The organism is Aquibium sp. ELW1220, from assembly GCF_030398385.1.
In the GTDB taxonomy this organism is placed as follows: Bacteria; Pseudomonadota; Alphaproteobacteria; order Rhizobiales; family Rhizobiaceae; genus Aquibium.
Window position 1 is genome coordinate 18,411 of record NZ_JAOAOQ010000028.1, and the last position, 12,748, is coordinate 31,158.

General features: G+C 68.0%; 14 protein-coding genes. 5 read left to right on the forward strand and 9 right to left on the reverse strand.

Features of this window, described 5'->3' with window-relative positions; translation table 11 throughout:
- From N1F91_RS21450 to dctP, 6 genes are all read right to left on the reverse strand, one after another.
- Positions 1 to 1,221 carry an FAD-dependent oxidoreductase gene (locus N1F91_RS21450; RefSeq protein WP_289995306.1) on the reverse strand — a complete coding sequence of 407 codons (1,221 nt, stop codon included), beginning with the start codon at positions 1,219 to 1,221 and terminating at the stop codon, positions 1 to 3.
- A gap of 182 nt (positions 1,222 to 1,403) precedes the next feature.
- The gene (locus N1F91_RS21455; RefSeq protein WP_289995307.1) at positions 1,404 to 2,120 is read right to left on the reverse strand and encodes an SDR family oxidoreductase; all 717 of its coding nucleotides are present in this window, start codon (positions 2,118 to 2,120) and stop codon (positions 1,404 to 1,406) included.
- Between the two features lie 2 nt (positions 2,121 to 2,122).
- Complete coding sequence (locus tag N1F91_RS21460; RefSeq protein WP_289995308.1) at positions 2,123 to 3,034, reverse strand: NAD(P)-dependent oxidoreductase; 912 nt, start codon at positions 3,032 to 3,034, stop codon at positions 2,123 to 2,125.
- Positions 3,035 to 3,050: 16 nt separating this feature from the next.
- Positions 3,051 to 4,364 (reverse strand): TRAP transporter large permease, encoded by a 1,314-nt coding sequence (locus tag N1F91_RS21465; RefSeq protein ID WP_289995309.1) that lies wholly within the window; start codon positions 4,362 to 4,364, stop codon positions 3,051 to 3,053.
- Positions 4,357 to 4,884, reverse strand: a complete 528-nt coding sequence (locus tag N1F91_RS21470) for a TRAP transporter small permease (RefSeq protein WP_289995310.1) — start codon at positions 4,882 to 4,884, stop codon at positions 4,357 to 4,359. Before N1F91_RS21470 ends, N1F91_RS21465 begins: the two co-directional genes overlap by 8 nt.
- Before the next feature lie 58 nt (positions 4,885 to 4,942).
- Positions 4,943 to 5,959, reverse strand: a complete 1,017-nt coding sequence (gene dctP / locus N1F91_RS21475) for a TRAP transporter substrate-binding protein DctP (RefSeq protein WP_289995312.1) — start codon at positions 5,957 to 5,959, stop codon at positions 4,943 to 4,945.
- Between the two features lie 139 nt (positions 5,960 to 6,098).
- On the opposite strand from dctP, the gene N1F91_RS21480 reads away from it, so the two are divergent.
- The 4 genes from N1F91_RS21480 (at position 6,099) to N1F91_RS21495 (ending at position 9,717) form a co-directional block, all read left to right on the forward strand.
- Positions 6,099 to 6,899 (forward strand): N-acyl homoserine lactonase family protein, encoded by an 801-nt coding sequence (locus N1F91_RS21480; RefSeq protein WP_289995313.1) that lies wholly within the window; start codon positions 6,099 to 6,101, stop codon positions 6,897 to 6,899.
- Positions 6,900 to 6,968: 69 nt separating this feature from the next.
- Positions 6,969 to 8,153 carry a serine hydrolase domain-containing protein gene (locus N1F91_RS21485; protein ID WP_289995314.1) on the forward strand — a complete coding sequence of 395 codons (1,185 nt, stop codon included), beginning with the start codon at positions 6,969 to 6,971 and terminating at the stop codon, positions 8,151 to 8,153.
- Positions 8,154 to 8,155: 2 nt separating this feature from the next.
- Positions 8,156 to 8,944 carry an SDR family oxidoreductase gene (locus N1F91_RS21490; RefSeq protein WP_289995317.1) on the forward strand — a complete coding sequence of 263 codons (789 nt, stop codon included), beginning with the start codon at positions 8,156 to 8,158 and terminating at the stop codon, positions 8,942 to 8,944.
- Positions 8,945 to 8,961: 17 nt separating this feature from the next.
- A complete protein-coding gene (locus N1F91_RS21495) occupies positions 8,962 to 9,717 on the forward strand; it encodes an SDR family oxidoreductase (protein ID WP_289995318.1) in 756 nt (251 codons plus the stop codon).
- Between the two features lie 35 nt (positions 9,718 to 9,752).
- On the opposite strand, the gene N1F91_RS21500 is transcribed toward N1F91_RS21495, so the two are convergent.
- Complete coding sequence (locus N1F91_RS21500) at positions 9,753 to 10,445, reverse strand: GntR family transcriptional regulator (protein ID WP_289995320.1); 693 nt, start codon at positions 10,443 to 10,445, stop codon at positions 9,753 to 9,755.
- Positions 10,446 to 10,572: 127 nt separating this feature from the next.
- On the opposite strand from N1F91_RS21500, the gene N1F91_RS21505 reads away from it, so the two are divergent.
- Positions 10,573 to 10,974: a carboxymuconolactone decarboxylase family protein gene (locus N1F91_RS21505; RefSeq protein ID WP_289995321.1), complete on the forward strand. Its 402-nt coding sequence runs from the start codon at positions 10,573 to 10,575 to the stop codon at positions 10,972 to 10,974.
- Positions 10,975 to 11,003: 29 nt separating this feature from the next.
- On the opposite strand, the gene N1F91_RS21510 is transcribed toward N1F91_RS21505, so the two are convergent.
- Complete coding sequence (locus N1F91_RS21510) at positions 11,004 to 11,678, reverse strand: BA14K family protein (RefSeq protein WP_289995323.1); 675 nt, start codon at positions 11,676 to 11,678, stop codon at positions 11,004 to 11,006.
- 128 nt (positions 11,679 to 11,806) lie between these two features.
- Positions 11,807 to 12,730, reverse strand: coding sequence for a 1-acyl-sn-glycerol-3-phosphate acyltransferase (locus N1F91_RS21515; RefSeq protein ID WP_289995324.1), 924 nt, complete (start codon positions 12,728 to 12,730; stop codon positions 11,807 to 11,809).
- Between the last annotated feature and the right edge of the window lie 18 nt (positions 12,731 to 12,748).

The window sequence follows — 12,748 nt, forward strand, 5'->3', positions numbered from 1 at the left end:
CTATCCGCCCGGCGCGATGCGATCGGCGCAGATCGTCGCGAAATGGGGCGCCATGGTCAGCTTGCCCGGATCGACCGAGTGGTAGCGTCTCCGGCTGTGCACGCCGATCTCGAAGCGCTTGTGCAGCTCGCTCTGCGGGTCGTCGATGTCGGTCTTGCCCCATGCCACGATGGTGCCTCCCTTCACGCGCACATCGGGCAGCATGTCGGGCGTGATCGTGCCCAGCGCCCTGACGATGGCGCCGAGGCTGCGCACCGTATCGCCGATCACCTTCGATCGAAGCGGCTCGTCGGGATAGGTCGCCCATGCCGGTGGCACGACCGCGCGGGAATAGTCGAGCACGCAGGCCGGATACCACGTCAGATAGGTGGTCATGTCGGGGTAGCTCACCACCTCGCCGAAAGGACCCGAAACGAAGGTGACGCTCGGCGGTCTCGGCCGGTTCGCCGGCCAGGTGAAGCTCACGCCGTATTTCAGGCGGTGGATCCACGGGCGGCCGGGATCCAGCCCCATCGATCGGTCGAGGGCGATCCGGCCGTCCCACAGGGCATTCACGACGTGATCGAACCGGTCCCGCACGATCGTTGCGCCCACCCGCGTCGCCACGCGCACGCCGGTCTGGTCCTCGCAGGCACCCTCGACCTCGTGCCCGAGCCGCAGTTCGATGCGGGGATGGGCAAGAACCGCGGCGCGCAGGCGGGTTGCAAGCTCGACCGGGTCGATGGCCACCTCCGGCGTGTCGAAGACGGCCAGCACGTCGGACGGGTGGAATGCCGCGAGCCTCTCTGCGTCGCTCCACTGGCGCGGCGCCTGCAGGAGGTCGGCGCCGAAATAATGGTCCCGCCTCCCGGCCGACGCCTCCGAGATCAGGCCCCGCACCGCAGCGAAGTAGGCTTTCACCTGATCGACGTCCTGCTGGCTTTCGCGATGGACGGCATAGGCGGCCGGCTCGGAGATCGTGAGAGACGCCGGCGAAACACCGAGATGACGTTCGAGAAAGGGGGCGAAGGCGAGCGCGCCTTCGATCATGACGCGGGCGGTGGCGAGCGACGGATCAGCCGCATACATCCAGCCGAGATGGACCTTGCCTTCGTTGGCGACCGCGGTCCGGGTGAGAACGTCCGGCTGCCGATCGAACAGGACGACGGGCTGCCCGCGATCGGCCAGCGCAAGGGCGATGCAGCACCCCTGAAGTCCACCACCGAGCACCGCGATCGTCACGTTGGTCCCTTTCGTTGGACCTCAACTAGCCACTGGCCGATGCAAGGGCAAGCGATTCCGACCCTGGGCGGCGGGAGGGCCGAGGTGCGTCCGGGCGTCCGGCCTGTCGATTGATGCCGGCCCGGCGATGGCGCCCGCCGCCATGGACGTCGCTTCGGTCGAACCCGTATCGCGCGGCGCGGCTAGGCCACGCTGCCGCCGCCGTCGACCAGCACGACGCTGCCGGTCATGAAGCCGTTCTGCATCAGGTGGACGATCTGCGCGGCGACCTCCTCCGGCCTGCCGACCCGCTTCAGCGGCGTTGCCGCGGCCGTTTTCTCGAACAGGGCGAGCCGCTGCTCCTGCGGCAGGTAGTCCCACCACGGCGTCTCGATGCGGCCCGGAGAGACGCAGTTGACGCGCACCGGCGCCATCTCGGTCGCCAGCGCCTTCGCCAGCGTGTCGATCGCCGCATTGATCGCGCTCAGCATCGTCGCCGCGCCGCTGGGGCGGGTGCCGATCATGCCGGAGACCAGCGTCAGGCTGCCGCCGGCCACGATCCGCGCGGCATGTGCCACGTTGACGGCGCCCCAGAACTTGCTGTCCATCGCGGCGCGTTCGTCGGCGAGGCTGCGCTGGCGCAGCGGGCCGACCGAGAGGTCGGCGGCGGAGACGACGACGTTGTCGAATGGCGCGCATTCGTCGAAGAAGCGCGCCACCGCCGCCGCGTCGCGGATGTCGATGGCCTGCGTTTCTACCTTGCCGATCTCCCTGGCCGCCTCGGCCAGCCGCTCCCGGCTGCGCGACACGATGGTCACGCGCGCGCCGAGCGCATGGGCGGCCTGCGCCGTGGCGAAGCCGATGCCCGACGACCCGCAGAACACCGCCACCGTCCGGTCCGCGAGCGGAAGGGCGCCCACGTTCAGTCCTCGTCGCCGCCGAGCGTCGAGCCGGCGAAGAGTTCGCTGAACTTCGCCACCGCGGTGTGATCCTGGCCGGGCCCGAGATGCTTCTGCGCGCCGGCCCAGATGTCCTTGCACAGGCCCGAGAAGGGCGCGGGCGTCGCGGTGGCGTTGGCGACGCCGAGTGCGATGCCGAGATCCTTGACCATCAGGTCGAGGCCGAAGCCGGCGTCGAACCGGCGCGACAGCACGAACTGCTTGAATTTCTTCTGCGTCGAGTTGTTCATGCCGGTCGAGACGTTGAGCACGTCGACCATCAGGGCCGGATCGAGGCCGAAGCGCTGGCCGATCAGCAGCGCCTCGATGCCGATCAGGAAGCCGCCGGCGCTGACGAGGTTGTTGAGCGCCTTCATCGCATGGGCGCTGCCGATCGAGCCCGTGCGGATGACGGAGCTTCCCATGGCCTCGAGCACCGGCTGCGCCCGGTCAATGTCGGTCGCATCGCCGCCCGCCATGATGGCGAGTTCGCCCGTCTTCGCGCGCGACACCCCGCCGGAGACGGGCGCGTCGATCATGGCGATGCCGTCGGCCTGCAGCCGTGCGGCGATCGAACGGGTGGCCTCCGGCACGCCGCTCGTCATGTCGACGACGAGAGCCCCGCGCGAAAGCCCCCCGCGCGCGCCGGTGTCGCCGTCGAGCACGGCCTCCACGACGGCGCTCGACGGCAGCATCGTGACGAGGATGGCGCAGCCGGCCGCGGCTTCGGCCGGGCTCGCCGCCGCGCGGGCGCCGATCGCCTGCGCGATGCGGTCGGTGCGGCCGGAATCGGCATCGTGGACGACGACGGAGAAGCCGGCCGCCACGAGACGCGAGGCCATCGGTTCGCCCATGGCGCCGAGGCCGATGAAGCCGATGCGGGTATTGCCGTTCATGTCTGGTCCTCGTCGGTCAGTTGAACATCTGGCGCGGCAGCCAGAGGGACAGGTCGGGGAAGGCGAGCAGCAGCGCCAGCACGATCGCCTCGATCACGATGAAGGGCAGAATGCCGCGATAGATGTCGGGCAGCTTCACCTTGCCTTCCGACGCGCCGATCACCGCAAAGAGGTTCATGCCCACCGGCGGACTGAGCACGGCCAGTTCCACCAGCTTGACCATGATGACCCCGAACCACACGCCGTCATAACCGAGCGCGGTGACCATCGGATAGACGAAGGGCAGCGTCATCACCTGCATGGCCAGCGGGTCCATGAACATGCCGAGCACGATGAAGACCGCCACAAGGATCAACATGAAGACGATAGGCGACAGGTCGAGCGACTGCAGCAGGTCGGTCGCCGAGGTCACCGTCCCGGCGACGAGGAAGAAGCGGGTGAACATCAGCCCGCCGATGATGACGATGAACAGCGCCGCCGTCACGCCGGCGGCCGAGCGGAGACAGTCCGCGAGGTCGGCGGTCGACAGGCGCCGCCGCGCCACCGCGATCACCAGCGCGCCGATCGCGCCGATCGCGCCGGCGCCCGACGGCGTCGTGAAGCCGAGATAGATGCCGCCGATGACCAGACCGGCCAGGAGGAACGTGGCCCACAGCGCAATGGCGCTGCGGCCGATCTCGGCAGCACTCGCCCGCGGCTGCGGCTGCGGCGCGAGGCCCGGCTTGGCCCGCACCAGGAAGGCGGTGCCGATCATGTAGGCGGCGGCGGTCAGCACGCCGGGCACGACGCCCGCGATCAGAAGCTCGGCGACCGATTCGCCGGTCAGCAGGCCGTAGATGACGAAGCTGATCGAGGGCGGGATGAGCGCCGCGATCGTGCCGGCCGCCGCGATGCATCCGGCCGAGAAGGCGCGATCGTAGCCGAGCCGCAGCATCTCGGTCAGCGCGATGCGGGTAAACAGCGCGGCATTGACGAGCGTCGACCCGGAGATCGCCGCGAAGCCCGCCGAGGCGAGGATCGTCGCCTGGTAGAGGCCGCCGCGCGTCGAGCGCAGGATCAGGTTGGAGAAGGAGAAGAGTTCCTGCGTGATCCCCGACGCCGACGCGATCGCGCCCATCAGGATGAACATCGGGATGACCACGAAACTGTAGTCCGACGCCATGGCGAAGGGCAGGTTCATCAGCGTGTTGAGCGCGAAGGCCGATCCGCCGGTCGTCCACAGGCCGACGACGGCGACGCCGGCCATGGCGATGCCCACCGGCACGCCGATCAGCGACAGTGCCAGCATCGCGACGATGGCGATGAAGCCGATGGTCAACGGATCAAGCATCGTCGCCGACCTTCGTCTCGATGGTGGCTTCGCGTCCGGCGATCAGCCGCAGCAGCTGCCGCAGGAATTCGGCGGCAGCCAGCCAGGCGCCGAAGGCCGCCAGGCTCTTGAAGGGGGCCATCGGAAAGGCCAGCGCACCGAGCGCGGCCTCCCTGATCGCCCAGGAATTGATCGCGAGCTTCGTCGTCTGCCACGCCACGAGCCCCATCAGGGTGCCGGCGATCGCCAGCGAGACGATGCCCGAGAGGCGCTTCATGCGCGGACCCATGTTCTGCGTCGCGACATCGATGACGATGTTGGAGCCGCGGGCCTGCGCCTCGGCCAGGCCCAGGAAGACGATCACCGCCAGCAGAGCGCCCGAGAGCTCGACCATGCCGGGAATGGGCTTCAGGAAGATGTTGGTCGACACGACGTCGGTCGCGCCCATCAGACCGACGATCAGCAGAAGCGCGGAGGCCGCGAGGAAGCCCACATAGGATATCCGCCGCAGCAGACGGTCGAGCCAGGCGAACAGGGCCATGAAATCACCGGGAGGTTGGCCGCGCCGGCCGCAGCAGGGCCGGCGCGGAACGTATGGATCAGCGGTTGGCGCGGATGTAGTCGGCGAGCTCCTTCGCCTCGGCGCCCTTGCCCATCTCGTCCATCTTCTTGGCCCAGACGTCGAGCATGTCGGGAACCTTGGCCTTCAGGGCGTCCGCTTCCTCGAAGGGAACGATCTCCATGCCGACCTCCTTGAGCCCGTCCACGGCCTTCGCCTCGTCGGAGGCGATCAGGTCGTTGCCGAAAGTCTCGGCATCCGCCGCAACCTCCGTAAACAGCGCGCGCACGTTCTCGGGCCAGCCCTCCCACTTGGTCTTGGAGATGAACAGCGTATGGGCGCTGATCACGCCGAAGGAGAGGTCGGTGCCGTACTTCGCCACCTGGTCGATCTTGAATGCCTTGACCGCCGAGTTGAACATGTAGGTGCAGTCCATCGCGCCCGACTGCATCGCCTGGATCATGTCGACCGGCGGGATGTTCACGGGGACGGCGCCGATGGCATCGAACATCACCGGCACGAAGGAGCCGTAGGACCGGACCTTGGTGTTCTCCAGGTCGGCCGTCGTCTTCAGCGGCTTGGTGCAGTAGACGCGGTAGTCGGGCAGGTAGCGATAGAGCAGCGGATGCAGGTTCGCTGCGGCGAGCTCGGCCTTGATGGTCGCGTTCGTGGTGAAGATGTCGGCGGTCAGCCGGTTCAGCTTCGGTCCGTCGGTGTAGGTGAACGGCAGGGCGTTGGTGACGGCCGTGAACGGCATGCGCGAGAACTGGTTGCCGGTGACGATGAGGCCGAGGTCGACGGCGCCGGACCCGACCAGGTCCACCATTTCGGCCTCGCCGCCCAGCGTATTGGCCCAGAAGTGCCGGATCTTGATCTTGCCGCCGCTGCGCTTCTCGATCTCGGAGGAGAAGTAGGTGTCGATCTTCGACGTGTTCACCACCTCCGGGATGTTGGAGGAGTAGCGGAGCGTCATCTCCGGATAGTCCTGAGCAAATCCGGCACCCGCGCCGAATGAGCAGAAAGCGACGACGGGCGCCAAAAGGCGTGAAATTTTCATCGGAATCCTCCCCGGATCGTACTGCGCTGTGGCGCAGGGCTGATATCACGATTGCGGCGTCCTTGCCGCAATGGCAGGCTGTCATACAACATGACGGTATGATAAAGCAAGCAGGGTAGCAGGCGAGGAGGAGGAAACGTTGGAACCGACCTACGAGGTGCTGGCGCTCAGGTTCGCGCGCACCGCGCCCGACCGGCCGCGGCGCGAGAACTTCATGCCGGGCATGGACCTGCACGACGGTCCCATGCCGCTGGACTATTACATCTGGGTGATTCGGGGCCACGGCCGCGTCGTCGCGGTCGACACCGGCTTCGGCGAGGAGGCGGCGAAGGAACGCGCCCGCGAGCTCATCCACGCCCCCGCCGCGCTGCTGGCGAAGGCCGGCATCGACGCCGCGACCGTGAAGGACGTGGTGCTGACCCACCTCCACTACGACCACGCCGGATCGCTGCAGGACTTTCCCGCCGCGACCTTCCATCTGCAGGACGAGGAGATGCGCTACGCGACCGGCAGGCCGATGTGCCACGCTTGCCTGCGGGCGCCCTTCAATCTGCGCGACGTGATCGAAGCCGTCGGCCTGGTCTACGGCGGACGGATGAAGTTCCACGACGGCGACACGCAGCTCTTCCCCGGCATATCGCTGCACCGGGTCGGCGGCCATACCGGCGGGCTCCAGGTCGTCCGGGTGGCGACCAGACGCGGACCGCTGGTGCTTGCATCCGACGCGTTCCATTTCTCCGAAAACCGCAGGCGCCGCGCGCCCTTCCCGCTCGTCCACCACGTCGGCGAAATGCTGGACGGCTTCATCCGCTGCGAGGAACTGGCGGAAGGACGCGAGGACCTGCTCGTTGCGGGCCACGACCCGGACGTGCGTGAACGCTGGCCCGAACTGATCCCCGGTTTCCCCGACATCGTCCGACTCGACCTCGATCCGCGCTGAAACGCCTGTAGCGTTGACATACTGTCATACAAACTGATATCCGCTAGGGCGATTTTTCGGGGAGGTCCCATGCAGTTCGATCGGTCGGTAAGCGCGCGCGGATCAGAGTTCCGCCTTCGAGGAACCTGCGATCCGGCCTTCGCCCGGGTCGCCGAGGCCTTCGCGGAGAACTTCGCCGTCGAGGAAGAGATCGGCGCAGCGACCGCCGCCTATGTCGATGGCCGCAAGGTGGTCGACCTGTGGGGCGGCTATCGCGATGCCGCCGCGTCGGCACCCTGGCAGCAGGACACGATCCTCTGCATGATGTCGGTGGCCAAGGGCATCGCCGGCATGGCGTTCAACATCCTGATCGACCGTGGCCTCGTCGATCCCGACGCGCCGGTGGCGCGCTACTGGCCCGAATTCGCGCAGAACGGCAAGGAAGGCGTGCTCGTCCGGCATGTGCTCGACCACACAGCCGGGCTGCCGGTCGTGCTCCATCCCCTGTGGAAGGGCGCCGTCTTCGACTGCGACGCCATCGTCGCCGCGCTGGAGAAGCAGGCGCCGCTGTGGGAACCGGGCACCGTCGCAGCCTACCATATCCACACACAGGGCAACCTCCTCGGCGAGATCGCGCGCCGCGTCACCGGCAAGCGGTTCCCGCGTTTCATCGCCGACGAGATGACCGGGCCGCTCGGTGCCGACTACCAGTACGGCAACCTCTCCGATGTCGATCTCGCCCGCTGCGCGACGCTGGTTCCGACCGTCGAAGGCACGCTGCTGGCCAAGCGCGATTCCGAGCCGGACACGCTGGTCGCGAAGGGCTTCACCCAGTTTCCCGACGAGCCGCTGCCGGTGACGCTGAATTCCACCGCGTGGCGCCGCGCCGAGATCACCAGCGCCTCCGGCCACGGCACGCCCCGTGCGGTCGCCCGCATTTACGGCGCCGTCGCCCGCGGCGGCGAACTCGACGGCGTGCGGCTGATGTCGAAGGAGACCCTAGAGGACATGCTCGTCGAGCAGCACAACCAGTTCGAGCGCATGCAGCAGCGCCCCTACCACCAGGGTCGCGGCATCCTGCTCAACACGCCGGTCTCCGTCTGGATGGGACCGAGCATCCGCGCCTTCGGACATCACGGCTTCGGCGGCTCGATCGGCATGGGCGATCCGGATGCGAAGATCGGGTTTTCCTACGGCTGCAACAAGATGCATGCGCGGGGCGACAACGGTCCCCGCGCCCGCCGCATCATCGAAGCTCTCTACGAGGCACTCTGATCATGGCCGCATCCTCCCAGGAACGCGTCGCGGCCGTCACGGGCGGCGCAGGTGGAATCGGCGAAGCCTGCGTCGCCCGGCTGCGCGCCACGGGCTGGCAGGTCGTCGTCCTCGACCGCAACATGGACCTCGCCCGCGAGGTCGCTGCCCGCCATGGCGCCGTCGCCCGCGAGATCGACCTGGCCGATACGTCGAGCATCGACGAGGCGGCGCGCTGGGTCGAGCGCGAGGTCGGCCCCTGCTCGGCGCTGGCCGCGGTCGCCGCCCATCTCGAGAACCCGCATATGCCCGAGAATCAGGACGACGCCGAGTGGGACGCGATCCTGCGCGTCAACCTGACGGGCACGTTCCGCACGCTCACGGCCTTTGGCGCCGGAATGCTGGAGCGGCGCGCAGGCTCGATCGTCACGGTCGGCTCCATCACCGCCTTCAATTCGAGCCCGCTGCAGGCCTACGGTCCGACCAAGGCAGCGATCATCAACATGTCGCGCAACTTCGCCGTCGCCTGGGGCCGGCGCGGCATCCGCGTCAACTGCGTCTGCCCCGGCCCGACGCGCACGCCCGCCGTCGAGGCGAGCTATGCGCGCGGCGAACGCAACCCGGACACGATGATCCGCCAGACGGCGCTGGGCCGCCTCGTAAAGCCGGAGCAGGTGGCGAACGCGATCGCCTTCCTGCTGTCCGACGAGGCGGGCGCCATCACCGGCATCGAACTTCCCGTCGATGCCGGCACGCTGGCGACGCAGCTTTGGAGCCTTTACGGCGGCGTGCCGGATCCGGTCGGAACCTGACCCATAGGAGAAATGCCATGTCGGAAAATCTTGAGCGTCAGGTCGTGCTCGTCACCGGGGCCGGCCGCGGCATCGGCGCGGCCACGGCACGCCTGCTGGCCGCCCGCGGCGCGGCTGTCGGCGCGTTCGATATCGACGCCGAACTCGCCCGCGCCACGGCCGATGCCATCACCGCGGCCGGCGGCAAGGCGCTGGCGCTCGTCGCGGACGCATCCGACCGCAAGGCGGTGTTCGATGCCGCAGCGGCGCTCGCGACCGCGTATGGCCCGCTGACCGGCATCGTCAACGATGCCATCTTCATCCGCTACGGCCCGGTCGAGGAGATCGAGGAGGCCGTCCTCGACCGCATGTTCGCGGTCGGCATCAAGGGCGCCTTCTGGGGCGTCCAGGCGCTGCTCGCCCACCGCGGCGACAACCCGGCCTCGGTGGTCAATCTTGCGTCGCCGGTCGCCGACCTCGGCACCGCCAACACGGCGTCCTACACCGCGGTCAAGGGCGCCATCGTCGCGCTCACGCGTCAGCTTGCGGTGGAACTCGGACCGAAGGGGGTGCGTGTGAACGCCGTCGCACCGGGAGCCGTACCGACGCCGGGCGCCCGCGCCATCGTCGACGAAGCCGGCTATGCCAAACGCCGCGCTCAGACGCCGCTCGGCCGACTGGGCGAAGAGGACGAGATTGCTGCAGCCATCGCCTTCCTGATCGGCCCCGACGCCAGCTTCGTCACCGGCGAGGTGCTTCATGCGGATGGCGGCATTACCGTCAAGTCGATGTAGGCAGGATGATGGCTACGATGCGCCCGCCGCGCGCCCTAGGACGTCTTGGCGCCGATCGTCCTGAGCGCCGCGGTGGCGGCCGCCTCGACATGCGCCACGCAGACCTGCCAGGCGCGCTCCTCGTCCCTCTTCTCGAGCGCGTCGAGGAACTCGCGCAATTCGCGGATCGACTGCTGCGCCCGGGTGGCGCTCGACAGCGACACGACGCGAAGCTGCGAGACGCGGGTGTGGATGCGCCGGAGCATGTCTGCCGCGACGGGATTGCCGGCGCCCGCAAGCAGGACGTCGTAGAAATGGGTCTTCGCCGCAATGAAGGCTTCGGACGAGAAGTTGTCGTACACGTCGGCGAGCCGGTCGACGCTCTGCCGCAGTTCGCGCATCTGCTCCTCCGTCGCGTGACGCGCAAACAGGCGCGCCGCCAACCCCTCCAGCATGGCGCGGACTTCGTAGATCGAGCGCGCGGTCTCCTCGGAAACGACGCTGACGCTCAGCCCCTTGTTGGGCTGGAGCGTTATCAGCCCGTCCGCCTGGAGCTCGCGCAACGCCTCCCGCAGCGACGTCCGCGACACGCCCATCATCTCGCAGAGTTCGCGCTCGATGAGACGCGCGCCGGCCGGGAACCGGCCCGTCGCAATGGCCATCCGAAGCCGCTCCGCGACCTGCTCGCGCAGGCCCGGCAGGGTCTGCACCTTCATCGACAGATCGTCGCCCGTGGTCGTCAGTGCCATTCACGCGCTCCTCTTCGCGGTTTCGATCCGTCCCCAGCGGGTCCGCAGCAGTCCCTGCCGTAGACCCGGCACGAATCCGACCCTCGCCATATTGTATTTTCGTATGTCAAAGAACAAGAGGAACACCATGACCAACCCGTCAAAGACCATCGGCGACCTGTTCGAAGAAGGCCTGGCGCTGCGCCGGCAGGTGCTCGGCCACGAATATGTCGACCGGTCGATCAGTTCCGCCAATGATTTCATGATGGCGTTCCAGCACATCACGACGGAATGGTGCTGGGGCTACGCCTGGGGCCGCGACACGCTGGATCTCAAGACCCGCAGCATGCTCAACCTGGCGATGCTGACGGCGCTGAACCGTGCGGCCGAGATCAAGCTCCACGTCCGCGGCGCCGTGAACAACGGCGTCAGCGTCGAGGAGATCAAGGAGGTTCTCCTGCATGCCACGGTCTATTGCGGCATCCCGGCCGGTCTCGACGCCTTCAAGGCGGCGAACGAGGTGCTGACGGAGATGAAGGCCTTCGACTGACGGGACCGCCGGGGGGCGTGGCCCTCCGGTTACCGGCACTGGCGGCGCGGGCCGCCGCCATAGGGCTGGTAGGAATTGTCGGACGGCCTGTACGAGCGATAGCGGTCGAAGCAGGCCTGGACGTGCCGCGACGATAGCTGGCTGCCGCGTTGCAGCGGAGGCTGCGCCTGCGCATAGGCGCGCCCTCTCGGGGAAGCCTCTGCGGTTCCATTGAAATAGGGCGACACGCAGGCGCGGCTGCCGCCGCTGTAGGGCGTGTAGCTGTTGTCCTCGACCCGGTACGACCGGTAGCGGTTCAGGCACCACTGGACATGCGCCACGCTCATGGCCTGGCCGCCCGCGCGCCGCGCCCCGGTCTCGACGTCGGCGCCGACAGTCTCGCCATCGTCGATCGCGGCGGTTCGCGTTTCGTCGACCGACGCCTCGAAAACGCGGCCGGTCTCGTGCTCGCCGGTTTCGGAGGCTGCCGCGGCGGTCGCGACGAAGGACCCTTCGGCCGCATGCCGCGCCGGCAACCGTTCGAAGTCCTGGTCCGCCTCGCTCACCGTCACGGGCTGGAGCGTCCACACCCCGCCCGCGTCCCGGCTCGGCTTCCAGACGGGCGTCGGCTCCGCGCTCAGGAACGCCATGGCCGTCACGAAGCCGCTGCCGTAGAGGGCGAGCGTCGCGACGACCGCGCCCAGGATGACCAACAGGATTTTCATCGCTCGTCCCTCCACGACATGCCTGTAGCAATGCCCGCCCCGGCGAGGGGTTCCCGATGCGATGCCTTAAAGGCGTGCGGGCGGATGCTGCATCGTCCGGAGCGGCGTCCAATGCCGCCGCAGCCGGGCTAGCTCTGGATCGGTGACACCGCTTCGAACACGGCGAGCGGGTCGCTGCGCAGTCGCTGCACCGTATGGTCCTGCAGCGCCGCGGTGACGTCGGCCGGGTCCCCGACGAGACGCGCATGCGGGATCGGCTTGCCGAAGGTGATCGTGAAGCCGAACTTCTTCTTGTTGAGGAGTTCGTGGAACACGGTCATGTCGCGAAGCTCGGTGGAGTGCTTGGCGAGGAAGTAGAACAGTCCTGAATTGCGCGCGGTGATATGCGCCGGAACGATCGGCACCTCGTAGCGCCGCGCCAGCGCCACGGCCGAACTCTGCCATGGCCGCTCCGTCAGCGTGCCCTCGTTCCAGTAGGCGATGCGGCCGGACGGGAAGAGCACCACCGCCTTGCCGTCGCCGAAGGCCCGAGCGGTCATGGCCAGCGTGTCGCGGCTCTTGGCATGCGACTTCTCGCCCGCGCGCCATTCGACGGGGATGATGAGATCGCGGAAGCCGGGGGCAACGCGCAGGGCATCCCGGTTGGCGAAGATCGCCATGTCGGCCCGGTGGTGCTTCAGCGCGTCGAACACCGCGATGCCGTCGGCGATGCCGGTGGGGTGATTCGGCGCGAGGATGAAGCTCCCCTGCGCCGGAAGATTTTCCGTGCCTGCGAGCGTCATGTCCAGCGAGAGCAGGCTGCTCAGATACTGCATCGCCTCGAGGCCGGGAAGTCCGGCGATCGCATCCGCCATCCGCACCGCCTCATGGTAGTTGAAGATGCGAAACAGGAACGGCCGCATCAGCGGCCAGAGCGGATGCCGGGAAAGCTTGAGCGATCGCTCGTGGATCAGCTGATCCACGATATGCAGTTCGGCGGTTCGTGCAGCGTCATGAAGGGCGCGGCCGCCGAGCAGCCTGGCAATCGAAGACGGCGACGTTTGCAGAGTCATGTGACATCCCCTCCGGTC